Raw genomic sequence first — 25519 nt, 5'->3', positions numbered from 1 at the left:
TTTGGCTTTTTATGACAGCACCTGTTTTACATTGCATCAGGGATCATCATTTCTGGCTTTCGCCGGAAAGGGTATTATACTGGGAAGAAGAAAAAACCCTGATCTTATCTGATCTACATTTTGGGAAAACAGGACACTTCAGAAAGAGTGGTATTGCTGTTCCTCAATCGATCTACCAGCAGGATCTCCAGCGACTGTTTCACCAGATCAGTTTTTTTAACCCCGAAAAAATATTAATCGTAGGCGATTTTTTTCACAGCATTGAAAATAAAGAGATGGATTTTTTCCTGAAATGGAGAAACGATCTGTCTGCCCTACCCATGATCTTGGTAAAAGGAAACCATGATATCCTGCAAAAAGAATGGTATCGTAATGCGTCTGTAGATATCGTTGAACAATTTCAATTAAACTCATTCCTATTTATACACGATAATACAGGCACTACTCAGTCAGAAGATGTTTTTGTTTTTTCCGGTCATCTTCATCCCGGCTGTATAATCAGGGGTGCGGGTAAACAGTCACTCCGTTTCCCCTGTTTCTATTTTACAGAACAGCAAGCCATTTTACCTGCATTTAGTCATTTTTCAGGCCTTACAATTGTGCAAGCGAAAAAAAATGATCATGTATTTGCCATCGTGAACCAGTCAATCATCAAAATTCAATGATCCGGATCGCTTATCACCCTATCTATGCGCATCCTTTACCCGAAGGTCATCGTTTCCCAATGCTTAAGTATGAGCTGATACCGGGCCAGTTATTACATGAGGGCATGATTACCGAAAAAAATTTATTTACACCCTCCGTTTGTGATCATGAAACAATTTTGTTGACCCATGATAAAGAATACCTTGACAAACTGCTCCATCAAACATTAACTGCATCTGAACAACGAAAAATCGGATTCCCCCAATCACCAGAACTTACAGAAAGGGAGCTTATTATTACACAGGGCACTATTGATTGCTGCTCTTATGCTTTTGAGTATGGTGTGGCCTTAAATGTAGCAGGTGGCACCCACCATGCTTTTGCAGACAGGGGTGAAGGTTTTTGTTTATTGAATGATATGGCCGTTGCTGCCAATTATTTATTGGCTCAACAAAAAGTAAAGAAAATATTAATCATCGACCTTGATGTTCACCAGGGAAACGGCACTGCCAAATTATTTGAAAACAATAATTCAGTATTTACATTCAGCATGCATGGTGCACATAATTATCCCTTTCATAAAGAACAGTCCGATCTTGATCTTCCTTTAAAAGACGGCACTACCGGCACTGAATATCTTTCTCTTTTGAAAGAAACATTACCGCATCTTATTAAAACCGTACAACCCGATTTTGCTTTCTATCTCTCCGGCGTGGATATACTTGAAACAGACAAATTTGGAAAACTGAAAGTTACACTTGATGAATGCAGGCAACGTGATGAATTTGTTTTTCAAACACTTCGAACAAATAATATTCCTGTTACTGTTGCGATGGGTGGTGGCTACTCTCCCGATGTACGAACCATTGTAGAAGCTCACTGTAATACGTTTCGATTGGCTGCTACCTTGTATTAATTTCTCTGCGAAATCTAAATCTTGCCCGGGGTTTAAATCCCGGCCAAGATTTAGATTTCTTTTCTTCTTTTTTGCAGGCTCAGGTAATCAATAAAATAGATGAGGCGGAAAGTAATTTCATTTCCATGAGGTTGCTGAAATACCTGTCTGAGATTACCCATATAATTTTTATGAGAAGTTCCTGATATAGGAAAATCAGCTCCCAACCAGTTTTTCCAGCCAATGATAAACCGGCTTCCATATTTAAAATCCCAGGTATAAAACATGTCCAGGTTGAAGGCATTAAAGTTCTGATCCTTACCACTCACATAAGGCTTTGGAATCAACCAGCCTTCGGGAGAGACATCAAAGAAACTCTGGTAAATAACTTTACTCCAGTAATGACGGCCACGAAGCGTAAGATTCATTCTTGGGGTAAAATTGTAAATACCATTGATAAGCGTAGTAAAATTGGTAATTTTTCTACGCCCTGCAATTGGTTCTCCATTTGAATCGCGATAAGCATAACCAAATTGTCCGTTATCTATATCGCGACGCAGTTCCATATCCAGACTGAAATGCTCATTAAACCTGTATCGCTGTCCGATAGTGGTTACTATATATGGGTCGTTCGGTATCGGTGACTCTGCAAAACCAAGATTGAAGCGGATAAAATATCTTTTCCTGCTATCGCTGCTTCCACTGGCGCTCGTAAACCAGTAAGGTGTTTTACGAATCATACGTCCGGGTGTACGCAAATCAAAATAATCACGTTGCCAGTCGGGTTGCCAGTTAAAATTGATACTCAGGTCCCAGAAATTTTTGAAGAACCAGAAAGCACGGGCCTGTATCATAAAATTGGAGTAGGCAAATGGCTTATAGAGATAAGTAGGTGTAAGTGTTAAGCTGTAATTGTAGCTGAGAAATTTTTTCGTCGGTGTAAACTGGTTATAACTAAGCCTGGCCACTGTAGTTACTTCATTGGGAGCGAGTAAAAATCCAAGGTCGTTAGCATCATACCGATCCGATTCAACCACATTCTGAAACAGGTATTGTACTTTACCGCTCACTTTTGCGTAAGACAATACATGCGTAAACCCGTTATAATTATCTTTCCCCGTAATATGACTGTACCTTCCACTCCATTTAAAATTGTGGCGGTTATTTTTATCAAATAAACTTATATCGGCAGAACTTACATTGGCATTTCTGCTTCCTCCGCTCCTCCATACATTCGTATTGGTAAAAGTAAGAGAGGAGCGATTGGCCAATGCCTGATCGAGTACAATAATATTATAGTTGGTTAGGGGTTCTGTTTCTATTTGTGTTTGTATGCCTGTTATTTTATCTTCCACCACTGCATGCATGGGTGCCGCCAGTGCATTAAATACACCAATACCCAGTTTCTTTTTATTTCTCCCTGAAAATTTTGATGCATTATATAACTGCGTTATACCCGGGTTTGAAATCAATGCCAGATTAGGGTTGCTATTTACCATATTCCGAACCGAATTATAACCACCGGGTGTGCTGCCTACCCTTCTTGAATAAAATAATCCGGCTTTATTAAACAGTTCTATTCCCTCAGTAAAAAAGGGTCTGTTTTCCTGGAACTGTACTTCAAAAGGTGACAGGTTTAATACCACATTGTCTGAAATTACCTGACCGAAATCTGGTATCAGTGTAGCATCGAGTGTAAAACTTTCATTGATTCCATATTTAACATCCATACCACCATTACGGAGGAAGTCTGTTTTCTTTTCTCCTGTTGCATAGGGCACAACCCTTGTACCTGCAGTAACATAGGGGAGAAAAGAAAGACGGAGCGGTGGCAGGATATTTTTAATCCCTTTTATATTACCGAACTGGTTTACAAAACCATTCTGATTAGGATCTACTTTGTTCCAGAATGAACTCTCATTGTTTCGCCTGCTGTATCGTTGAAAATTTATACCCCATTCCTGTATATCTTTTTTTGAGAAGCGCAGGGCTGAATAGGGAATTTTCATTTCAACCGACCATCCGTCTTCCTGCATCTGAACCCGGCTCTCCCAAACCGCATCCCATGTATAATCGGATGGCGGACCAAATTGTGAGTTCAGATTGGGGAGTAAGCGGCCATCTGACTGTACATTTCTTGACGTAACAAGAAACTGAAAACCATTCTGGTCATCATTATAAGTATCAAAGAATACACTGAAATAATCTATGTCATTTCTTTGTTCACCATCTCTGGAGGTAAGCTGCTTACGGATCAGTTTGGGGTCATCATACAAATAGGCCCCTACATAAATAGCCTGGTCATTATATAAAACACGCACCATTGAACGTTGACTGGCTGGTACACCGAATTGCGGGCTATTGAGGATAAAACTATCAGCAGCAACAGCTTCTTTCCAGGCAGCTTCATCTAACTGACCATCAATTTTAATAGCACTGTTGATTTTTAATGCAGACAGGCTTCTTTCCTGTGCCTGGGTATGGGTAATAAAAAAGCAGCCAATAATAGCAAGCAGTGTATATATAGCATTCATGGTGGCGCAAAAATAGTGGAATGGCCTTCTCTGACTGGCAAAATTGTACCAGCGGCGTTATAAAAAACTGCCTGCCGATTGAATCTGGCAGGCAGTTTTAGTATCGAATCAGTTCAATTTTTTCTTTAGTGTACTCACCTGCTCCTGGAGGTTATTTACCATACCTGCCAGTTGATTTACATCCCAACGGGGTCCGGCATTCGCCTTTTGAAGAATATATACCGCTTTCCATACTTCCAGCACATCTTCCGAGCTTACATTATATGGTTCATATTGCGGATTATCGCTGATAAGTGTGATTTTATTTTTCAGGCGATTATTTTTCATAATACGCTTGTATACTACCCCTTCACTTCTCGATAATACCACATAAGTATTGCTATTCTTTACATCTTCGAGGTCTTCTACTTTCTCACCAACAATAACGCTGCCACTGGGTGTAGGTAACATACTGTCGCCCACAATTTCAAAAGCACGGTATTGGCCGGGCGACAACATAGGCAGGGTAAATGTATTCAGTTCGTCTACGAATTCAGGATCAGCATAACCTGTCAGGTAACCGGCAGCGGCTTTTATGGGTACAAAACTCACTTCTGCCACTGTTACTTCCATTTTTAACTGGCGGCGCTTTTCCAGGTATGAACCTCCTGTTTTAGCTGCAGTGAGGTCTTTCAATAGAAACTCTTCCATACTCAGTTTAAAAATCTGGCAGATCTGTTTTACCACTTCCAGTCTTGGTTCGGCACGCTCTTCTTCATAGGCACCTACCAATGATCTTTTGATCTTGAGCTTGTTGGCAAACTCTTCCTGCGTCCAGCCACGAAGCTTGCGCAGGTAGCGTAAATTCTTTCCGGCATTTGACATAGCTAACTGATTTAGTTGCAAAATACTAATTTTTTTAGTTTTACCAAAATTATTTTCCCCTCCCCAAAGCCCTCCCTTCAGGGAGGGGTTGGGGGAGGGTAGCGATGTCGGGGAGGGTTAGTATCTTGCACCTATGTCTAAAACAAGTAAAAAGAAAGAACCCGTTATTCTTGTTACCAATGATGACGGGATCAATGCACCGGGTATACGTGCATTGGTGGAAGCCGTGAAAGGGCTGGGTAAAGTGGTGGTGGTGGCTCCTGATAAACCACAGAGCGGAATGGGACATGCCATTACCATTGGTCAATTATTACGTCTGCAGAAATCGAATGTATTTGAAGGAGTGGAAGCCTATAGTTGTAGCGGTACTCCGGTTGATTGTGTGAAAATTGCAGTAGATAAAATATTACACCGCAAGCCCGACTTATGCGTGAGTGGTGTAAATCATGGTGCCAATCACTCCATCAATGTAATTTATTCGGGTACCATGTCGGCCGCACTCGAAGCATCTATTGAAAGTATTCCCAGCATTGGTTTCAGTTTACTCGATCTTAGTATTGATGCCGATTTTAGCGCCGCGGGTAAATATGCCAGAGTTATTGTCCAGAAATTATTGAGTGGTAAAAGCCTCGACAAACATTTATGTCTGAATGTAAATATTCCGGCTGTTCAGGAAAAGCTGATCAAGGGAATTAAAATATGCAGACAGGCTTATGCCAAATATGAAGAAGAGTTTGATGAAAGAAAAGATCCGCATGGTAAAAAATATTACTGGCTCACAGGCGAGTTTGTAAATTTCGACAAAGGAAAAGATACCGATGTATGGGCCCTCAAAAATAATTATGTAAGCGTGGTGCCTGTTCAGTTTGACCTTACCAATTACAAACTGAAACAGCAACTCGAAACCAAATGGAAATTCTGATGCTTAAAAAGGATAATCTCCGACTGGGTCTGATACTTGGGTTCTTGTCGCCTGTACTTGGCTTCTTTATCTACTATCTGGTAAAGTTCAGGTTATTCAGTTTTCAGGAATTTTTACACATCATCCGGTCAAACCCTTCTATGCTAACGGGTATTATCAGCCTTTCGTTAATTACCAATGCTGTGGTATTCACGATTTATATTAATCAACAGAAAGATAAAACAGCAAGGGGTATTTTTATTGCTACCTGTATTTATGCATTGATAGCGCTGTCTTTTAAATGGTTTGTATGATTTTTTAGCCACAGATTCACAGATGATGTAAGAAGCAATCTGTGAATCTGTGGCTAAAATTTATGCATGATTAAATGTGATACTTAGTTTGTGCTCTGCCTTAACTGGCTTTCCTTTATTGATAGCAGGTTTCCAGTTAGGCCCTTTTTCAATTATTCGAACTGCTTCTTCCCTTGTACCGTAGCCCGGATTATTTGATCTAACATTACTGATCTTTCCATTTTCATCCACTACAAAATTCAGAACAACGGTGTACTTTCCGGGAGGGCCACCTTTTTTCTTGACAAGATTAGCATCCAGGTTTCTTTCAAGATATTTTGCCCAGGCAGCTAATCCCCCGGGGAAAGAAGGTGGAATTTGCGGATCAACATAAACAGTTTCAAGAACAACATCTTTTACCTGCTCTTTTTGTACTGGTTCATCACTTTCATCAGAAATAACAAACGTAACTTTTTTCTCTATTAGCGAAGCTACAGCCTTTTGTTTATAGAGTGCTGGGCGCCAGTTCGGACCTTTGGTAATAATTCTTACTACTTCAGCAGCAGTACCAAAACCAGGATCTTGTTTTACTTTCACATCTTTGATAATCCCAGTTGGCTCAACTACGAAAGTTACTTTTACTACATAAGTACCCGGACCAGCCCCTTTCTCAACCGGTATATCTCTATTCAGGTTTTTTACCAGGTATTTTTGCCAAGCGAGTTCCCCTCCCGGAAAATCGGCTGGATATTCAACCTGCATTGATAATACAGCTGGTTTAGTATTTTTTATACCCTTTATTCCAGAATAATAATTCTCTGCATCCTTAACTATTTTATCAACGCCGTTTTCACCTGCAAATTTTTTCGCAAACGCACTTCTTTTAACAGGATCTTTCAGGTCATATCCTTCAACCGTCGGCAGATCATTATGTAAATACAATACTTTTATTTCATTAATTATTGGTCGATCATTTACTACCGTAATTATGTAATTAACAGGTTCTTTACGTTCTGTATTATCTTCATTATGCGCTTTAACGTTTACTGCCTGCTTGGTAGTAATCAACACCACTCCCTTCACATCTTCATCGGTGAATATTTTTAATGCTGCCGGATCTTTAATGATATTAATCTTTTGGATTGTATTAGGTTCTAAATCATTCAACTGATTATAGCTTATTTTCTCGCCATTCAGGAAATATAATAAGCCATCCATCGACTGGTATTGTTCAGGGAATTTGAAATAGGGATTTCCCTCCAGTTTTATCGATTGAATATTACCTGCTTTATCATTCATCACTACTGCCGTTTTTGCACCGAACTCAAATGAAGGATTTGTTTTGCTTGACGGTTCCCCGTTTGTATCAGCTGTTTTTCCTTCAACAGCTGCCAGGTATTGTTCAATACCATGTAAAATAGCCATGGCTATTTTTGCCTGGTATGCTTCGCTTTTAAGGAGTAAAGCCTCGTCCTTATTGGTCATATAGCCTGCTTCCAATAATACCGAAGGGCACTTAATTGTTTGCAAAACATAGATACCCTTATTCCTGCTTTTTATTCCCTGAAATGAAGTGCCTGCCTGGGTTAGAAAATTACCCATCCAGTTGGCCAGCTGATAACTTTTATTGTAATCAAAGGTTTTTGTTTTATCAGCCAGGTAAATTTCAGTTCCTTTTGCGGGATTACTCACTGGAGCTTCCCCTTTTCTGCGAACAGTTGCTGCGCTGTTCATGTGTAGTGAGATAAACAAATCGGGAGACAAAGCGTTTGTTTTTTCTGCTACCTGCACCACTGTGTGAAATTCATCTGCATTTCGGGTCAGAACAATCTCTAACTGCGGATTTGTATTTTTCTCTTTCAGCATTTTTGCCAATTGAAGTGTTAGTGCAGATTCTGTTGTTCCATCAACAGCTCTTGCCCCAACATCTTCTCCACCATGACCCGGATTGATAACGATACGATAGGTTTTACTGAGTTTCATCGGGGCCAAATCTTCGAGATCAATATCTTTTATAGTAACGCCCGATTGTTGTGATGTATTTACATCGTTAATTACACTTTCCAGTACATTTTTGACAGAAATAGGATGTTTAGCCCTGTATTCTTTGTTACGAAAGGCAAACAATACGATTACAACCGCCAGCAAGGGTAATATAACCAGACGACGGATATAACTGAATCTTGGGTTTTTATGATTGGTTAACATTTGCAACCTCCTTTTTATGGGTGAAAAAAAGAACGGGTGCGTTAGCTCGAAATGATGTTTCGGATAAACTGCCGTTAACAGCATTTGCGCCAATGCAGCCGTGTCACCATCCTGTACCGCTTTTTTATCTGCAATGAATTCATGAATCATGTCCATTTCTTTTTTGAGTAACCAGAAAAATGGATTGAGCCATCCGGGAATCAACATAACCTGAATCAGCAGTTTATCAACAGAGTGTTTCTGTTGTACATGCGTCAGCTCATGTTGAAGGATCTGTTTACCCGATGCGCTTCGGATATCGATCTCTTCATTCCAGAAAATATACCGGAAAAAGGAAAAGGGCGTCCCCTTTGCCTGGGTGATGATAAGGAATACCTCTCCTACTTTTTTACAGGAATGTGTTTTGAGTAACTGATAAATCCTGTAAAAAGCACTGATTAAAGCAGCCAGTAAACAGGTGGCCACCAATACATAAACAACACTCATAATTCTCTCCATGCTCCAGTGAAAGCCTTTGCTGCCAATCACTGCTTCTATCTCGGAATTATTATCGGCCACTACCGATAAAAAACGAATTACCTGTTGCTGGTTCGCATATGCAGTTACCCATTGAATTTTAATCAGCGGAACTGTCCACGAAAACAAAGCCACGGCCAGCAGGTAAAAACGATTATACTGATGAAACTTTTTGTTTCGCAAAGCGATCCAGTAATACCCCATCATAATGGCACTACAAAGTATCACCTGCAGAAAATAATAAGCAGTACTCAGCATGCGTTTATTTTTTGGCGTTTTTAATTTCCTGTAACAATAATTCCAGCTCACGCACACTGATATCTTTCTGTTTTACCATAAAAGTCACTGCTTCACTGAACGATCCTTCAAAATAGCCCTCTACCAGGTTGCGGATACTGCTCGATGAATATTCTTCTTTTGATACCAGGGGATAATAACGGTGCATCCTTCCAATTGGTGTAATACCCACAAATCCTTTGTCTACCAATATTTTTAAAATAGTGGCCACTGTATTGGAATGTGGCTTGGGTTCAGGCTGCTGTTCGAGTATGTCTTTTAAAAATGCTTCACCCAGTTTCCAGATGCTGTGCATGATCTGTTCTTCGGCTTTTGTTAATGGCTTCATGGGGGGATGATTTAAACTCAGAACAAACCTAAAACTAATTTTTTAGTTTTACAACTATTTTTTTAGTTATTCTGAAAAAAAGTTCGCTATTCTCTTGAAAGCGTTTGGATGGGTGTATTTTGCGGGGGATTTTTAGTGAGTAGTCGGTAGTGAATAGTGAGTGGAATACTCCTTGCTATTCACTACTGACTACTCATTACTCACCATTCACTATGAAATACTACCTCATATCAGGTGAAGCCAGCGGTGACCTGCACGGCAGCAACCTTATTAAAGCATTGAAACAACAGGACCCTGAAGCGGATATACGCTGCTGGGGTGGCGATTTAATGGAAGCTGCAGGTGGTACACTGGTTAAACACTTCCGCGATCTGGCTTTTATGGGTTTTGCCGAAGTAGTGAAAAATTTACCTGTCATTCTTCGCAATATCAGATACTGCAAAGCTGATATACAAAACTGGCAACCCAATGTTTTAGTGTTAATTGATTATCCCGGATTTAACCTGCGTATCGCTGAATGGGCCAAAAAGCAAGGATTTAAAGTAGCTTATTATATTTCACCCCAGGTTTGGGCCTGGAAAGAAAACAGGGTGAAGAAAATGAAACAATGCATCGATAAAATGCTTTGCATACTTCCCTTTGAAAAAGATTATTACAAAACCAAATGGAACTGGAATGTAGAATATGTTGGTCATCCACTGGTAGAAGTGATAGACAGGAAAATAAAAGAATCAGGCAACAAGAAACAAGAAGCAGGTGATCATCATAAAGCCATTATTGCGTTACTACCAGGCAGCCGTAAGCAGGAGATCAGTAAAAAATTACCCATTATGCTGAGCGTGGCTCCGCTTTTTCCGGATTACCATTTTGTGGTGGCCAAAGCACCGGGTCTGGATGATGCATTTTATCAGCCTTTTTTAGCATCAGCACCCAATGTAAGCAGTGTGAGTAACCAGACTTATGAGCTTCTGATGCAGTCTGATGCAGCATTGGTAACAAGCGGAACCGCTACTTTGGAAACAGCACTTTTGAAAGTGCCTGAGATCGTGTGTTACAAAGGAAGTAATATCAGCTACCAGATTGCCAAACGATTAATCAGTATAAAATATATTTCATTAGTCAACCTGATCATGGATAAACTGGTGGTGAAGGAACTGATACAACAGGAACTGAATACAAAGAACCTGGTACACGAGTTACATCTTATTCTGGAGAATAAACAACACCGGCAACAAATAATGTCTGATTATGCTGTTTTATGGGAGCGTTTATCGGAGAGTGGAAACGCATCTTCTTTAGCGGCGCAACAGGTGATCAGCCTGATAAAAAAATAGAACGTTTATTTCAACGCAATGAGAATACTGTTTCGGTCATAGGCTTTTAACCGATTCAACATTTCTTCGATCTGCCTGTACCATTTATTGATTTTCATATTATCACGCATATTCGATACATCTGCATCAAATGCATCATCCATCCGGTGTCTGGCCACATTTACAGAATCGCCCAGTCTTTTCACTTCTGTTTCAAACCCTGTATAGGAGAGATGCCGGGTATATAGTATTTCAATGAATACTCTTTTATGTAGCTCCGCAATATTAAAATGAACCTGCTCGTGTTTCAATAGAAGCGGGTCCCGGGTATGTTTGGTCCAGGAAGTTTTTTTGAGAAAAAGGGTTGCGAAATCAAATTTTGCAAAAGAGCGCTGCATGGATACCTGATACCTTATTTCTGCATGTGTAAGCGCTGTATAATGTGATTGCTGATCTGGCACCCCTTTATAATCCATCCAATTCAACGTTCGTTCAGGTTGCCATAACAATGTATCTGCTACCTGTGCATGAACAGAATGCATACAAACAGCACAAAGTAAAACGACAATAGATACCCCGATTTTCATCTATGTAATTTATGCAAATACATAGAGGGGACAAATTTTATCGGAACATGGGTAGTATCACCAGTTTAAAAATAATAATCAGTAACGCTGCCATAAACATGATCAACGAAATGCGGTTCATGCCATGCATATATTTCATCCACTGTGTACGTGGCTGATCGGGGTCTTTCTTTTTAATGTAGAGGTATTCTGCTAATTGTCTGAGGATGCCCATAAAAATCCATTTATACAAAAATAACAGTTATCCGCCAGTTTGGTTCTGTTCAAGCCAGGGTCCCAGGTGCCGGGTAATCTGCCTGGTTTCAATAATAAACCCATCATGCCCATAGGTTGACCCTATTTCTATCAGTGTAGCATTAGGCAGGTGTTCCTGCATAAACCGCTGTTCGTCTAAAGGACAGAGAATATCACTGTCAATACCAATAATTAATACGGGTTGCTGTACCAGGTTCAGTGTTTCAATCAGATTACCTCCCCTTCCCCGCCCAAGGTGGTGACTGTCCATCGATTTGGTAAGTAACCAGTATGAATAGGCATTGAAGCGGTTCACCAGTTTTTCTCCCTGATAGTTTATATAAGAAGCGGCGCGAAAATCATCGATTTTCTCCGGATCAGGATCGGTTTGTGCCTGTTGAAAAATTCCATAATTCCGATAGGTGAGCATGCCAATGGCGCGTGCCGCTTTTAAACCTTTAGCACCGGCTTTCTCATTTGCATCTTTCCAGCTATCGTCTGCTTCAATGGCCAATCTTTGTGCAGTATGTACCGCAACTCCCCAGGCACTCTCCGATGGCGATGTAGCAATTAAAAATAAACGTTGAATAACGAAAGGTTCCATGAGCGCCCATTCGAGTGCCTGGTAACCGCCCATACTTCCACCCATCAGTAAACTGATTTTTTTGATACCCAGATGTTCGCGCAGCAGTATATGTGCCTGTACCATATCGCGAATGGTGATATTGGGGAAGGTTGAAAAATAGGGTGTGTCTGTTATCGGGTTCTTGCTTAACGGGCCCGTTGTACCATAACAGGACCCCAGTATATTGGCACAAACAATAAAATAATCATCAGGATTAATCAGTGAATCCTCTCCTATCAACCCTTTCCACCAATCGGCACAATCTGCACTGGCTGTTAATGCATGGCAAACCCAAACCACTTTCGATTCGCTTCCTTTCCACTCACCATAGGTATGATAAGCAATGGTGAGGGCGGGCAGCGACAAACCCGATTCTAATGCAAACACCTGTTTGTATTCAAAATATTTCAACTGATTATTCCTCATTTCAACAGCAAAATAAGGGCAGGAGTGAATTACATTTGTAAAAATCTTTGAAAAGGCAAATCAGCCATCAGGGATTCGACATCTTCAAATCTTCATCATGTCCGATAAAATTACCCGTGCCATCCGTACCCAGGTCAACAGAACCAGTGAAATGGAACATTCTTCCCCTCTGTTCCTTACCAGCAGTTTTTGTTTTGAGGATGCAGAATCGATGCGTGCGGCCTTTGCAGATGAAACAGATGACAATATTTACAGCCGTTTCAGCAATCCGAATGTGCAGGAATTTGTAGACAGGGTATGTGAGCTGGAGGGTGCTGAAGCCGGTTATGCCACTGCTTCGGGAATGAGCGCCGTTTTTGGTTCTTTTATGGCGTTGATGAAACAGGGCGATCACCTGTTGTCCTGCAATTCCATATTTGGCAGTACCCATACCGTCATTTCCAAATACCTGCCGAAATATGGCATTGAATATTCGTATGTACCTGCAACAGCAGACGCTGCTGCCTGGGAAACTGCTATTCAACCCAATACCAAAATGATTTACCTGGAAACACCTACCAATCCGGGGCTTGATTTGCTGGATCTGGAGATGATTGGAAAACTGTCTCGAAAACATGGTATTATCCTGAACGTCGACAATTGTTTTGCCACACCTGTTAACCAGCAACCCATTGAATACGGCGCCGATCTGGTGGTGCATTCTGCTACCAAATGGCTTGACGGACAGGGCCGGGTATTGGGTGGTGTGGTGGTAGGAAAAAAAGAACTTATTAAAGATATTTACCTGTTCTGCAGAAGTACAGGGCCTGCTTTATCTCCTTTTAATGCTTGGGTACTGAGCAAAAGCCTTGAGACCCTCGATGTAAGAATGGAACGGCATGCAGCCAACGCCTTGCATATAGCTTCGGCACTGGAAGGACATGCTGCTATTAGTTGGCTGAAATACCCATACCTAAAATCGCATCCGCAGTTCACCATTGCACAAAAACAGATGCAAAACGGAGGTGGCATTGTATGTTTTGAATTAAAGGGAGGATTGGAAGCTGGCAGGAATTTTTTGAATAAACTGAAAATGCTTTCTCTTACCGCCAACCTCGGAGATACGAGAAGTATTGCCTCGCACCCTGCAAGCACCACGCATGCCAAACTTACAGAAGAGGAAAGACAAGCCGTTAATATTACACCCGGACTTATCCGTATTTCTGTAGGACTGGAGCATAAAGATGATATACTGGCGGATATCTTACAGGCACTGCTTTAACCAGCTTCTAATCTTCGTCTGTATTTCGTATTCAAATCCTGAATATCTTTAAGGATTCTGTAATCTCATTGCATGCGGTTGTATAAACGATCCATTTTTTTATTGGCGATTCTTATTATTTCTCTTCAGCTAAGGGCTCAGGAGAGTTCGTCGTCGGCATCGCTGATCAGGGATATTTACAGTAATTGGTTTAATGACCGCCCCTTTGCTTACCAGGAATGTGATACTTTTTTTTATTCAGACAGGGTAGATACCAATATTATCAATAAAGTAAAACAGGCTTTTTTATCAGACAAAGAATTCAAGGAATGGGACCCCGATCAGGCTGTGTATGTAAAAAGAAAAACCCGGTTTACACTGGAAGAGAGACGTTATATAGTGAGCCAGTTAGATGCTGTAAAAAAAATAAGCTGGCCGGCTAAAATGTTTCCTTTTGCTTATATGATTCCATTGAATTCAGTTGAACCACTGCTCACCAAAACAGATAACAGCAAAGCAAAACCACAGCAGAAAATCTGTATGGAAGTACAGCATTTTACTGCTCCTTTTTTTCTCCGCAACAATACACTCTGTTTTTTCTATCTCGGTAAAAGCAGTATTTTCTCAAAAGAAGGTACTTTCTGGATTTACGAAAAGATCGAGGGTGAATGGAAAAGGCTGGCCAGTATTTATGAATGGTCGGCTATAAGGGATATCAAATACAATAATACGATTGACTTCTTTGATTAATAAGCACTGAGAACAGCCCTGAACGGACCTTTCAGTTGATTATCGTTATTCATTTTATAGTCAATGGTTCCTACAATGATATTGGCGCCATCGCTTCTTTTCTCGATTTTTTCAATAACCAGTTGAATATCCCGCTTTGCATTTTCATCATAATATGCAATTCCCTGACCAATACCCATATGATCAGCTGTTAAAAACAGGAATTTGGAATAGGTCTGTGGCCAGGGCAATTTATTTAAGAACTGTCTTTTTGAACTTCTGAAAATAAAATACAAATAAGGACGTATGCCATCATAGTCTTCGTCACTACTACTTCCCACATAGAATGAAAATGCAATTGAATAAAAAGGAGAAAATTTATCCATTTTTGCAACCACCTCTGTAAAAACCTGTTTTTTACCATTTATTCTCCCTGGTATATTACTCAGTTCCTGTTTTTGTGCATGCAAAGTTTGTGTATTGAATAATACAAGCAGCAGAGGCAGTATAAAATACCTCACTCGACGGGCATGTTTACTCATAGCATTCAATATTTTGTATGATCACTTTCATCTGCTCATATAAAGCATTTTCTTCTGCAGTACTCAGGCTTGCACTATTTTCATTTAAGGGCTTCGGATAAGATGATCTTTGCAGCAGGATCATATAGTAGCTGGCTTCAGATTGCAGTAAGACGATATTACAATATTTGAACTCATTAATCAGATCGGCCTTCCCAAAGCGTATCATTGCAGCTACATGCCTGTATTGATCTCCTCTGGAGGTTTTACTTGAATTTGTTTGTCTGATTTGTATATAGGGTTGATCAGTTTTAATGGTATTATCAGAAAATAAAAATTTTCTGATGGTCAACTTCAATGAGTCATCATTATCCAGCATTTTTTCGAAGTTGTTAGTATAATTATAGATGTTACTGGAAGAAATTTTAGACACAGCTACACCATATTGCTGAGAACTGTGAGCAAACTGTTTATTATTCAGGTTGATGAGCTGGCTTTTATATTCATTGATTCCCAGGTAGGCGGGTAATTGTATTTTCATCCAGTTGGCTATTTCATACTGATTTAGCTGTTTGGTGATTTGCAGGTTAGTACGTGGTGTTTCCGCTTTTGAAGCAAAATAATTACCAGCATCATCAAGCGCGGGTAGATTCAGTAAATCGTCTACCTGTACTTTATTGGCACTACTTTCTCTCAATACATTAAGGGTAATGTTTTTTTCATAATTCTGACTCAAAAAAGCAACTGCAACGGGTACATTCACAGTAAGAACTGTTCTGAAAGTATTATTGGTATTTCTCGTCCGAAATGCAATGGGCAGGTTTCCAAACAAAGTACCAATCTCCTCTGGTATAATATATGTTTCGTGTTCCTGAGCACCTGCCCCTTTTGGTGAAGAAGGTGCATACAAATCGTGAGGAATGTTCCATACTTTCGTTGGAAACACCTGAATATTACTTCCACTATTGTTTTGATAATTCACCTGAAACCGCATCGGAAACTCATGATCCCGTTTAAATAAAATTAGGGGAATACGGATAAAAATCAACTACGGGTTTAATAGTTCCCATCAATCCATTCGAATTGAAATTAACGACCGATCTGGCAAGATCAATATTATATACTCTGGCTCTTTCATTACCTGCTGCTGCTGCATTACGGATCAATTGCCAGGAAGCAGTTGAATCTGCTTTCTTCATCGTAATTTTGAGTCTGGCCGCCTCGAAAGGTCCATAACTGGTTGTGCTTAATTTACCTGCCTCCTCATAATACCGGATGGCTTTATCCATATCCTGGAAAACATAATATCCCTTTTCATACATATACCCCAGGTAATAGGCACAGATAGTTGATTTCAATTTATACCCAACCATGGCCCATTCATAAATCTGTTTCCCACTAAAAAAAGCTTTATCATCAATTGCCTGTTCTACAAATAGGCCTATACATTCAGGCAGGATTTCATTCTTCTTACTCATTTCACTTTTCAGTGTATCCAATATTTTATACTTCGACTCGTTTAATTGTTTCATACAATTCACTACCGAAAGAAAAGAGCGGATATTATTTCTCTTATATGCCTTATCATAATAATCCGACGCACTTCTGTAGCCTTTTCTTTCATAAAAGTAGTTGGCTACAGCAACAGTAGACTGTACATATCCAATATAATGACCAAGGAAATACAGTGAAATTCCTGTAAATACTTTATCAGCAGCTATACGCTTATTATCCATTAAATAAGCATACATATGAATATAGGCTGCATTCAGTAAAACATTATCATCAATGGCACCATACGCTATTCCCTGTGCCCAGGTAAGTCTTCTCACATCAAATATATTTTTATCGAACCCATAATAAAATGATGGTTCAAGTTCCTGCATACGAAGACTATTGCTGTCTGTTACTTCAATTTCATATACCCGCTCAATTTGCTGAATGATCTGCCGGCGGAGTTGATTTAATGCAGGTAATGCCCGTTCAAGGTATTGGTCTGAGAGTGTTTTATCTTTTTTGATATTAGCATCTCCGCTTTCATAAATAAAATGCAGGATTATATTACCCATTCCGTTGCCTTTATTTAAAGCATTTTCTGCATAAGTTTTGGCGGTAACATAATCTGCCTTTACACCATCGCCCCTGTAATACATTCTGGCCAGTAAGCAGAGTGCTTCCGGATCATCTCCTGCAGCTTTAAAATATTGCAAAGCCTGTTCATTATTGGAATTATAATAGGCTTTCAACCCTGCTTTGAGGTTTGGGTTTACCTGCTGTGCATTCGAGTGAATACATATCCAGCAAAGTATGAGGGATACTATAGTAGTACGAAACAATAATTTACTCGGCATGAATAGTAATTGTACCGTTTTCAATAATTACTGGCACTTTGAAACTACAACTCCATTTCTGCAACAATGTATAAAATAATAAGTTCACTTAAAATACCTCTTTCTGGGTATTCCCTACTTTATTTTCATCGCATATTTGATGCCACCCAGTAAATGTTTGAGAAATAATGGATCGGAATAGGATTCATGGGTATGTCCTAATCCGGTATAAAATGCCCTACCGCCATCAAATTCATGGTACCAGCTAATGGGATGGTCAGTTCCATTTTCTCCCCCGGTATAACTCGATTCATCCAGTGTGATCAAGACATTTAAGCCGGGCTGAATATTTTTAAAATTGTACCACTCATCCCATCGTTTCCATGTTTTGGGTAAATGTTTAGTTGAAAGGTGTTTTGAGTTTTTGATGTGCAAAACTGCATCCTGTTGTTTGGGATGACTTTTAAAATAAGCTCCCACCAGTTGATTAAACCAGGGCCAGGCATACTCTGTATCGGTAGCTGCATGAACACCTACAAATCCTTTTCCTTTTCTGATAAATTTTTGAAATGCGGTTTGTTCCTCTTCATTCAATACATCCATGGTGGTACTCAAAAAAACAACAGCATCATACACCGATAATTTTTCGTCGGTAAAAGGGTCTGATGTTCTCGAAGTATCTACTCCAAACCCATTTTGCCGACCCAGTAATTGCAACGCCGCAACGCCCGTTGGAATGGACTCATGATAATATCCTTTTGTTTCAAAAAAAACAAGGATCCTTTTCTCTGCCGGTCGCATGGAAAGCATACTCAGTGATATCAAAAAAGATAGTAACAAGACTAATTTCCTATATGCTTTCATACATTTCTTTTGCCTCAATTTACTCATTTTATCCGATCACGAGCAATGCCCTGTAGGTTGGTCATACCCGACATTACTTTTTTCATGATCTGAATTTTCATCCCTCGTGGAACCGTTCGTAAAGCATATACCAGCAATTTGGTAAGTCTGCCCGGCAAAACCGTATTTTTTCTTCCCAATCCTTTCAAAATGGGCACCCCTATCTCAGAAGGCCGGAGAGATTTGCCCATTGTCATATTGGCCCTTTTACCAAAACCTGTTTGCACGGGGCCGGGGGCTGCTGCCAGTATATCCACCCCAAAAGGTTTTAGTTCAACGGCCAAAGCTTCTGCCAATGACTGAACATATGCTTTGGTAGCGGCATAATGAGCGGCATAGGGAACCCCCTGAAAAGCAACCATTGAACTCATCAAAATAATACCACCCCCGCCTCTTGCCAACATTCGCTGTGTATAATAATGAGTAAGTGTTAATACCGATTCGCAGTTTACCCTCAGCATATTGATTTCTGTGTGCACGGAAGCATCTTTAAACAGACCTGATGTACCATAACCCGCAGACAAAACCACCAGTCCGATATCAAGGTGTTGAATTTGTTGAACCAGTTTATCTATGTCTGCTGTTTCCGACATATCGGCTGGTACCAGCATGATTTCAACATCATATTTTCTAAGCATCTGGTGTTGTACATACTCAAGTTTGCTGATACTTCTTGAACATATTACGAGATTCAGTCCAGCAGAAGCCAGGTGTTCAGTCAATTCCAGACCAATCCCAGATGAAGCACCGGTAACCAGTGCCCAGGGTCCATATTTTGTTTTGAGTCTTTGTTTTTCAACCTGTGTAAGCATTTGACAGATTTTAGTATAATTAACTATCTGCCAAATGTCAGAAGACCATTTGCTTAAAGCGATAACAAATGTTTAGTTTTTTCTTTTACCCCCTTTCTTCAGCCTGCTGAGGTGAACAGGCGTAATACCAAGGTAGGAGGCAATCATGTGTTGTGGTATTCTGTTGTGAATATCCGGAAATACTTCAGTAATGGAATCATAGCGCTCTTTGGGTGAGAGTGCTATCATATTCTTAATCCGGTTATCCTGGTAAATAAAATAATATTCAGCTATGAGTCTGCCAAGTTTATTCCCTTCCTGCAAATGTTTATACCCCCATTCTATCAGTGATCTTGGCATTACAATTATTTCGCTTTCCTCCAATGTCTGTATGGTGTATATGGAAGATTTTCTTTGCAGAAAAGAGGCATAGTCGCAGATGAACTGGTTTTCCATCGCGAAATGAATAGAGTGATCAATACCCTCTTCATCTGTAACCAATACCCTTACAAGTCCATTTGCAATAAAAAAGATTTCATTGGGTACTGCTAAGGGTTTACTTAAAAAAGCATGTCTTGGAAATTTTTTTTCGATACAGTTTTCTGCAAAACGCTCCCATTCTGTACCTGAAATATTGATCATGGATTGTATGGCCTTATAAAGTGCTTCCATTATCTTTAGTGGTCTTAAACTTGTTGAATTAAATAATAACTGATTTTTTTTAGTTCCATTTTTGAAACCATACAAAAACCAACTGCTATATGAACAACAAAACAGGCTCTTTGTTGGCTTCCATGATGTTTTTCGAATACTTTATCTGGGGTGCCTGGTATGTTACCATGGGAACCTATATGGGAACCCATTTACAGGCAACCGGCGTTGAAATTGGGGCGGCTTACAGTGCGCTGGCCATCGCCACTATGATCTCCCCGTTTTTTGTAGGTATGATAGCTGACCGTTTTTTTGCCGCACAGAAAATTATGGGTGTATTACACCTGCTGGGTGCCGTTCTGCTTTTTCTTGCTACAAAAATTACAGATAGTACCCTGTTTTACTGGGTCATTCTGGGCTATTCTTTGTTATACATGCCCACCATTGCATTGAGTAACAGTGTTGCTTTTTCACAAATGACTGATCCTGGTAAACAATTCCCCTGGATACGTGTGTTTGGAACACTGGGCTGGATTGTAGCCGGTGTATTAATAGGGCAATTAGGGATTGAAAAAACAGCTTCTACTTTTTATATGGCGGCGGCCGTTTCTGTAGGACTTGGTTTACTGAGTTTTGTATTGCCCAATACGCCTCCGAATGGCGCAGACAGTTCTGCATCTAAAGCCATAGGAACAGAAGCATTCGTACTGTTTAAAGAAAAGCCTTACCTCATTTTCTTTATTGCTGCCATACTGGTTTGTATTCCACTCTCCTTTTACTACGGATTTGCCAATCCATTTCTCAATGAAATGAATTTTGAAAATGCAGCAAGTAAAATGACACTTGGCCAGGTTTCGGAAGCTGTATTCATACTCGCTATTCCATTCCTGTTTAACAGAATTGGTGTAAAGAATATGTTACTGCTGGGCATGAGTGCATGGATTCTGCGTTATATATTCTTTGCCTATGGAGATGCCGGGGTAAACAACTGGATGTTATATGCCGGTATCATCTTACACGGCATTTGTTATGATTTCTTTTTTGTAACAGGTTATATGTACACGGAGAAAAAAGCCGGTGCTAAAATTAAAAATGCGGCACAGGGGCTCTTTACATTTGCCACCTATGGTGTAGGTATGTTTATCGGCACCTGGTTCAGCGGTTATATTGTGGATCTCTACAAAACAGGAGAAACACATAACTGGCTCAACATCTGGTATGTGCCAGCTTATATTGCCATGGCAGTGCTGGTATATTTTCTGTTATTTTTTAAGGAAAAGAAATAAGAAGAAGTGAGTAGTCAGTAGTGAATAGTGAGTATTTTTATGCACTTAAATCACTCACTACTGACTATTCACTACTCACCATAACAACACATATGAAAAAAATTGCTATGCTCGGTTCCGGTTTTATTGGCCGGTTTTATGCCGATTCTTTACAGGGTTACAGAAGCAGGGATAAAATCATCAGTATTTATTCCCGCAGAGAAGAAAGTGCAAAAAAATTCGCTGAAGATTATCATTGCGAACATTGGACTATTGATATGGAAGAAGCCATAGCGCATCCTGATGTAGATATAGTATGTATCTCTCTCCCCAATAATCTTCACGAAGCTGCTGTAATGTTATGCTGCAAACATAAAAAAGCAGTGATGACCACCAAACCCCTGGGGCGTAATGCAGCAGAAGCCAAACGGATGTTACTGGCAGTAGAAGAAGCAGGTATTTTTAATGGTTATCTCGAAGACTTGGTTTACACACCAAAATTTATCAAGGCCATGGAAAGTGTAAAGAATGGTGCTCTGGGAAGGATACTTTGGGCTAAATCGAGAGAAACGCATCCTGGCCCGCACAGCGAATGGTTCTGGGATATTGAACAGGCCGGTGGAGGTTGTATTCTCGATCTCGGTTGTCATTGTGTTGAAATTACCAGAAGTTATATTGGTAAAGATATTAAACCTGTAGAAGTCATGTGCTGGGCCGATACACAGGTAAAACCCATTGATGCTGAAGACCATGCGATCGGTCTGGTAAAATATGAAAACGGTGCTATTGGTCAGTTTGAAGTAAGCTGGACTTTTCGTGGCGGACTTGATCTGCGCGATGAAGTAATGGGTAGTGAAGGTACTATCTGGATCAACAGTTTTCTCCGCACTGGTTTCGATATGTTTACCACGGGCAAAGGCGCAGATTATGTGGCAGAAAAAGCAGAAAGCAACACTGGCTGGCTCTTCCCGGTGGGTGACGAGTTAAATGAACTTGGTTATAACCATATGTTCATGGATATGTTTAACGCCATGGAAAAAGGTGTTGACCCTAAAGAAACATTTTATGATGGCTATGTGGTAAACTCAATTCTTGATGCCGCATACAAATCGGCCAAAAGCAAACAATGGGAACCTGTTCAGTTAGATATCTGGAGAGGACAAACCGGACTTACCAAAGGAAGTCATCTTGTTTCCTATGATGATCAACATTATCTTATAAAAGAAGAGATGACACATTTCGGCACTAAAAAATTAATCCTGAAACATAAGCAGACAGGCAAAATCAGTGAACAGATTATTTAGTAGCCTATAGTTGATAGTACATGGTCCATAGTAACCCATCTGCTATGGACCATGTACTATCCTCACAAATTTCCTTTTTTCATTTCTTCCACTGCGTGATTAGCAGCTCTCGCTGTAAGTGCCATATAAGTAAGTGATGGATTTTGACAGGCAGAAGAAGTCATACAGGCACCATCGGTTACAAACACATTCTTTGCATCCCATACCTGATTAAAACCATTGAGTACCGATGTTTTTGGATCAAGTCCCATTCTCGCCGTTCCCATTTCATGAATACCATGCCCCAGTGCATGCCCGGCATCCCAGGTTCTGATATTCTTTATACCGGATGCTTCCAGCATAAGCTGTAGTTCAGTGATGATGTCTTTACGCATGTTCAGTTCATTTTCTTTCATCTCACAATCCATTGCCAATACCGGTAAACCCCATTTATCTTTTTTCTCTTTATCGAGCATGATTTTGTTTTCATGGTAAGGCAATATCTCCCCAAATCCGGTTGCACCGATACTCCACTCACCAGGTTCGGTGAGTGTGTCTTTCAAACCGGCTCCTATAGATAATTCTGCTACATCTCTCGACCAGCCTTCCCTGCTTGCACTGCCCTGATAACCAAAACCACGCAGGTAATTACGCTTGTCCTTACCCATATTTACAAAGCGTGGGATATAAAAACCATTCGCTCTTCTTCCGGAATAATACTTATCTGTATAACCATCTACTTTACCCGATGCACCAATATTGTAATGATGATCCATCACATTATGTCCCAGCTCTCCACTGCTGCTTCCCAATCCACCGGGCCATATTTCTGTTGCGCTGTTAAACAATACCCAGGTAGAATTTAAGGCCGATGCATTCAGGAAAACAATTTTTGCATAGTATTCATAAGTCTGATTGGTTTCTGCATCAAGCACTTCTACACCTGTTGCTTTTTTTGTGTCTTTATCATAAATAAGTTTTGTTACGATAGAGAATGGCCTTACAGTTAGGTTACCCGTTTTCATGGCAGCAGGTAAGGTAGATGACTGTGTACTGAAATAGCCACCAAAAGGACATCCCTCCCAGCATCGGTTCCTGAACTGACACTGTGTTCTTCCTTCAATGGGAGCAGTAAGGTTGGCCACGCGGCCAATAATAAGATGCCTGTTCCCGTTGAATGCTTTTTTTATTCTTGCAGCTACATCTTTCTCTACACAGTTGAGTTCCATGGGAGGAAGAAATTGTCCGTCGGGCAAATGCTGTAATCCTTCTTTTGATCCACTAATACCGGCAAAACGTTCTACATAGTCATACCATGACGCTATATCTTTATAACGAATAGGCCAGTCAACTCCAATACCTTCTTTGAGATTGGCTTCAAAATCAAGATCACTCAGGCGATAGCTCTGCCTGCCCCATAAAATAGAGCGTCCACCCAGCTGATAGCTTCTCCACCAGGTAAAAGGTTTTATTTCTGTATATGGACAGTCTTTTTCACTGGCCCAGTCATCCATTACTACTTCACTTGCGGCCCAGCCTCTGTGTATTACAGGATAATCATTTTTTTGCTGAGCTGTGGTTCTTCCCCTGTGTGACAGTTCCCATGGATTTTTATTTGCTGTTGTATAATCTTTAATATGCTCATAGGGTCTGCCTCTTTCAAGCATCAAAACTTTTAACCCTTTCTCAGTGAGTTCCTTGGCGGCCCAGCCACCACTGATACCAGAGCCAACAACAATGGCATCAAAACTATTCTGAGCAGTTGCTTTTGTATTCAGGTGAAGCGTATCTGACATGGCATTTTTTTTCTTGTGAGCAAACGGAAAAGCCATTTAAGTTAAGCGATTCAATCCATATTACAAGCCAATTTTACGAGCACTTCCACAGCTTTCTGCATATCATATACACTCACCCATTCATGTTTGCTGTGAATGGCCTGCATACCTGTGAAAATATTGGCACAGGGTAACCCCATAAAACTCAACCGGCTACCGTCTGTACCTCCGCGAATGGGTTCTTTACGCAAAATAAGTCCGGCAGCTTTATATGCTTTTGCCGCACGCTCATTTACCTGTGGATGCTGATCCAATACCAGTTTCATATTTCTGTATTGTTCCTTTACTTCAAACGTATAAGTAACCCCCGGGTATTGCTGAATGAGCTGTTCACATAAATTGCGCAACTGGTCTTCATAAACGGTGAGTTGGTCTGTAATAAAATCGCGGATAATAAATTCAACACTTGCTTTTTCTGCAATTCCTTCCATATGAACGGGATGAACAAAACCTTCTCTTTTCTCGGTTGCTTCCGGGCACCACGCTGTTGTTGGCAAAGCTGCAAGTAAAGCCGATACCAGTTTTAATGCATTCACCATTTTTCCTTTTGCATAACCGGGGTGCGCACTGATTCCATAAAAGCTGATGGTTACACCATCTGCACTGAATGTTTCATCTTCATAAGTACCCAACTCCCCTCCATCCAATGTATACCCAAAATCGGCTCCGAGTTTTTGCATATCAAGTTTATCTGTTCCCCTGCCTACCTCTTCATCGGGTGTAAATAATATTTTGATGGTGCCATGTGCCAATTCAGGATGTTGCATCAGATAATGAGCCATATCCATAATAATGGCTACTCCACTTTTATCATCAGCTCCCAGTAAAGTAAGTCCACTGGCTGTAATAATATCTTTACCCATCTGTTCTTGCAAATAAGGGTAGGCATCAACGCTGATTACCTGGTTATGATCATCGGGTAAAACGATATCCTGACCATGATAGTTTTTATGCAGTATAGGTTTTACATCCGTGCCACTACAATCGGGGGCGGTATCAATATGACTGCAAAAGCAGATCACCGGCAGCGGTTCATTACTGGTAGCAGGTATAGTCGCATATACATATCCATATTCATCTGTTTCCACATCCATAATACCTATTGCTTTCAATTCCGCAGCAAGTAATACAGAAAGGGTTTTCTGTTTTTCAGTGCTTGGGAAACTTATACTATGCGGATCGCTTTGTGTATCGATCTGTACATAACGCATAAAACGTTCTGCTACGGTAAATTTATATTCATGAAACATGCTGCAAAATACAGAAATCAGTTACTGTATAACGTAATACTTGCATTTACCGATT

General features: G+C 40.3%; 24 protein-coding genes. 9 read left to right on the top strand and 15 right to left on the bottom strand.

The features are described 5' to 3' along the window. The first annotated feature begins 11 nt into the window (after nucleotides 1-11). Nucleotides 12-665: a ligase-associated DNA damage response endonuclease PdeM gene (gene pdeM, locus KXJ59_RS01200; RefSeq protein WP_295200238.1), complete on the top strand. Its 654-nt coding sequence runs from the start codon at nucleotides 12-14 to the stop codon at nucleotides 663-665. Beyond that, nucleotides 662-1561, top strand: coding sequence for a histone deacetylase (locus KXJ59_RS01195; protein ID WP_295200235.1), 900 nt, complete (start codon nucleotides 662-664; stop codon nucleotides 1559-1561). Before pdeM ends, KXJ59_RS01195 begins: the two co-directional genes overlap by 4 nt. 50 nt (nucleotides 1562-1611) lie before the next feature. Here the strand turns inward: KXJ59_RS01195 and KXJ59_RS01190 are convergent, their stop codons facing one another. After that, nucleotides 1612-4074 carry a DUF5916 domain-containing protein gene (locus tag KXJ59_RS01190; RefSeq protein ID WP_295200234.1) on the bottom strand — a complete coding sequence of 821 codons (2463 nt, stop codon included), beginning with the start codon at nucleotides 4072-4074 and terminating at the stop codon, nucleotides 1612-1614. 108 nt (nucleotides 4075-4182) lie between these two features. After that, nucleotides 4183-4938 carry a LexA family transcriptional regulator gene (locus tag KXJ59_RS01185; RefSeq protein WP_295200232.1) on the bottom strand — a complete coding sequence of 252 codons (756 nt, stop codon included), beginning with the start codon at nucleotides 4936-4938 and terminating at the stop codon, nucleotides 4183-4185. A gap of 133 nt (nucleotides 4939-5071) precedes the next feature. On the opposite strand from KXJ59_RS01185, the gene surE reads away from it, so the two are divergent. Continuing rightward, a complete protein-coding gene (surE, locus tag KXJ59_RS01180) occupies nucleotides 5072-5860 on the top strand; it encodes a 5'/3'-nucleotidase SurE (RefSeq protein ID WP_295200230.1) in 789 nt (262 codons plus the stop codon). Continuing rightward, a complete protein-coding gene (locus KXJ59_RS01175) occupies nucleotides 5860-6153 on the top strand; it encodes a hypothetical protein (protein ID WP_295200227.1) in 294 nt (97 codons plus the stop codon). The genes surE and KXJ59_RS01175 overlap by 1 nt, the downstream gene beginning before the upstream one ends. Nucleotides 6154-6213: 60 nt before the next feature. Here KXJ59_RS01175 and KXJ59_RS01170 read toward each other — a convergent pair whose 3' ends face one another. Together KXJ59_RS01170 and KXJ59_RS01165 are read right to left on the bottom strand one after the other, a co-directional pair. Then, nucleotides 6214-9114 carry a M56/M15 family metallopeptidase gene (locus KXJ59_RS01170; protein WP_295200225.1) on the bottom strand — a complete coding sequence of 967 codons (2901 nt, stop codon included), beginning with the start codon at nucleotides 9112-9114 and terminating at the stop codon, nucleotides 6214-6216. Between the two features lie 4 nt (nucleotides 9115-9118). Continuing rightward, complete coding sequence (locus tag KXJ59_RS01165) at nucleotides 9119-9481, bottom strand: BlaI/MecI/CopY family transcriptional regulator (protein WP_295200223.1); 363 nt, start codon at nucleotides 9479-9481, stop codon at nucleotides 9119-9121. A gap of 212 nt (nucleotides 9482-9693) precedes the next feature. Here KXJ59_RS01165 and lpxB point away from each other — a divergent pair, with 212 nt between their 5' ends. Beyond that, nucleotides 9694-10815 (top strand): lipid-A-disaccharide synthase, encoded by a 1122-nt coding sequence (lpxB, locus tag KXJ59_RS01160; RefSeq protein WP_295200221.1) that lies wholly within the window; start codon nucleotides 9694-9696, stop codon nucleotides 10813-10815. Nucleotides 10816-10820: 5 nt separating this feature from the next. Here lpxB and KXJ59_RS01155 read toward each other — a convergent pair whose 3' ends face one another. Genes KXJ59_RS01155 through metX form a run of 3 tightly spaced genes read right to left on the bottom strand, consistent with a single transcriptional unit; the run spans nucleotide 10821 to nucleotide 12666 of the window. Then, entirely contained in the window at nucleotides 10821-11381 is a 561-nt protein-coding gene (locus KXJ59_RS01155) for a hypothetical protein (RefSeq protein ID WP_295200219.1), read from the bottom strand. Nucleotides 11382-11418: 37 nt separating this feature from the next. After that, a complete protein-coding gene (locus KXJ59_RS01150; RefSeq protein WP_295200217.1) occupies nucleotides 11419-11595 on the bottom strand; it encodes a DUF6728 family protein in 177 nt (58 codons plus the stop codon). 27 nt (nucleotides 11596-11622) lie between these two features. Beyond that, the gene (metX, locus tag KXJ59_RS01145) at nucleotides 11623-12666 is read right to left on the bottom strand and encodes a homoserine O-acetyltransferase (RefSeq protein ID WP_295200214.1); all 1044 of its coding nucleotides are present in this window, start codon (nucleotides 12664-12666) and stop codon (nucleotides 11623-11625) included. A gap of 97 nt (nucleotides 12667-12763) precedes the next feature. Here metX and KXJ59_RS01140 point away from each other — a divergent pair, with 97 nt between their 5' ends. Further along, on the top strand, nucleotides 12764-13927 hold the full coding sequence (locus KXJ59_RS01140) for an aminotransferase class I/II-fold pyridoxal phosphate-dependent enzyme (RefSeq protein ID WP_295200213.1): 1164 nt from the start codon (nucleotides 12764-12766) through the stop codon (nucleotides 13925-13927). 72 nt (nucleotides 13928-13999) lie between these two features. Beyond that, nucleotides 14000-14656, top strand: coding sequence for a hypothetical protein (locus KXJ59_RS01135; RefSeq protein WP_295200212.1), 657 nt, complete (start codon nucleotides 14000-14002; stop codon nucleotides 14654-14656). Here KXJ59_RS01135 and KXJ59_RS01130 read toward each other — a convergent pair. The 6 genes from KXJ59_RS01130 to KXJ59_RS01105 form a co-directional block, all read right to left on the bottom strand. Further along, nucleotides 14653-15177 carry a hypothetical protein gene (locus KXJ59_RS01130; RefSeq protein ID WP_295200211.1) on the bottom strand — a complete coding sequence of 175 codons (525 nt, stop codon included), beginning with the start codon at nucleotides 15175-15177 and terminating at the stop codon, nucleotides 14653-14655. The two genes, KXJ59_RS01135 and KXJ59_RS01130, sit on opposite strands and share 4 nt — an antisense overlap. Beyond that, nucleotides 15170-16150, bottom strand: coding sequence for a hypothetical protein (locus KXJ59_RS01125; RefSeq protein WP_295200209.1), 981 nt, complete (start codon nucleotides 16148-16150; stop codon nucleotides 15170-15172). The genes KXJ59_RS01130 and KXJ59_RS01125 overlap by 8 nt, the downstream gene beginning before the upstream one ends. Nucleotides 16151-16169: 19 nt before the next feature. Continuing rightward, the gene (locus tag KXJ59_RS01120) at nucleotides 16170-17507 is read right to left on the bottom strand and encodes a hypothetical protein (protein WP_295200206.1); all 1338 of its coding nucleotides are present in this window, start codon (nucleotides 17505-17507) and stop codon (nucleotides 16170-16172) included. Between the two features lie 114 nt (nucleotides 17508-17621). Further along, entirely contained in the window at nucleotides 17622-18350 is a 729-nt protein-coding gene (locus KXJ59_RS01115) for a ThuA domain-containing protein (protein WP_295200203.1), read from the bottom strand. 23 nt (nucleotides 18351-18373) lie between these two features. Continuing rightward, a complete protein-coding gene (locus tag KXJ59_RS01110; protein WP_295200200.1) occupies nucleotides 18374-19201 on the bottom strand; it encodes an SDR family NAD(P)-dependent oxidoreductase in 828 nt (275 codons plus the stop codon). A 72-nt stretch (nucleotides 19202-19273) separates the two neighbouring features. Next, nucleotides 19274-19852 carry a Crp/Fnr family transcriptional regulator gene (locus KXJ59_RS01105; RefSeq protein WP_295200197.1) on the bottom strand — a complete coding sequence of 193 codons (579 nt, stop codon included), beginning with the start codon at nucleotides 19850-19852 and terminating at the stop codon, nucleotides 19274-19276. Between the two features lie 89 nt (nucleotides 19853-19941). On the opposite strand from KXJ59_RS01105, the gene KXJ59_RS01100 reads away from it, so the two are divergent. Together KXJ59_RS01100 and KXJ59_RS01095 are read left to right on the top strand one after the other, a co-directional pair. Further along, nucleotides 19942-21117, top strand: coding sequence for a nucleoside permease (locus KXJ59_RS01100; protein ID WP_295200195.1), 1176 nt, complete (start codon nucleotides 19942-19944; stop codon nucleotides 21115-21117). 92 nt (nucleotides 21118-21209) lie between these two features. Next, nucleotides 21210-22400 (top strand): Gfo/Idh/MocA family oxidoreductase, encoded by a 1191-nt coding sequence (locus KXJ59_RS01095; RefSeq protein ID WP_295200193.1) that lies wholly within the window; start codon nucleotides 21210-21212, stop codon nucleotides 22398-22400. A gap of 62 nt (nucleotides 22401-22462) precedes the next feature. Here KXJ59_RS01095 and KXJ59_RS01090 read toward each other — a convergent pair whose 3' ends face one another. Next, on the bottom strand, nucleotides 22463-24175 hold the full coding sequence (locus tag KXJ59_RS01090; protein ID WP_295200191.1) for a GMC family oxidoreductase: 1713 nt from the start codon (nucleotides 24173-24175) through the stop codon (nucleotides 22463-22465). A gap of 50 nt (nucleotides 24176-24225) precedes the next feature. After that, on the bottom strand, nucleotides 24226-25464 hold the full coding sequence (pepT, locus tag KXJ59_RS01085) for a peptidase T (RefSeq protein ID WP_295200189.1): 1239 nt from the start codon (nucleotides 25462-25464) through the stop codon (nucleotides 24226-24228). Nucleotides 25465-25519: the final 55 nt, after the last annotated feature.

It is taken from the genome of Sediminibacterium sp., assembly GCF_019264485.1.
GTDB lineage: Bacteria > Bacteroidota > Bacteroidia > Chitinophagales > Chitinophagaceae > Sediminibacterium.
This window is presented reverse-complemented; position numbering and strand designations above follow the sequence as displayed.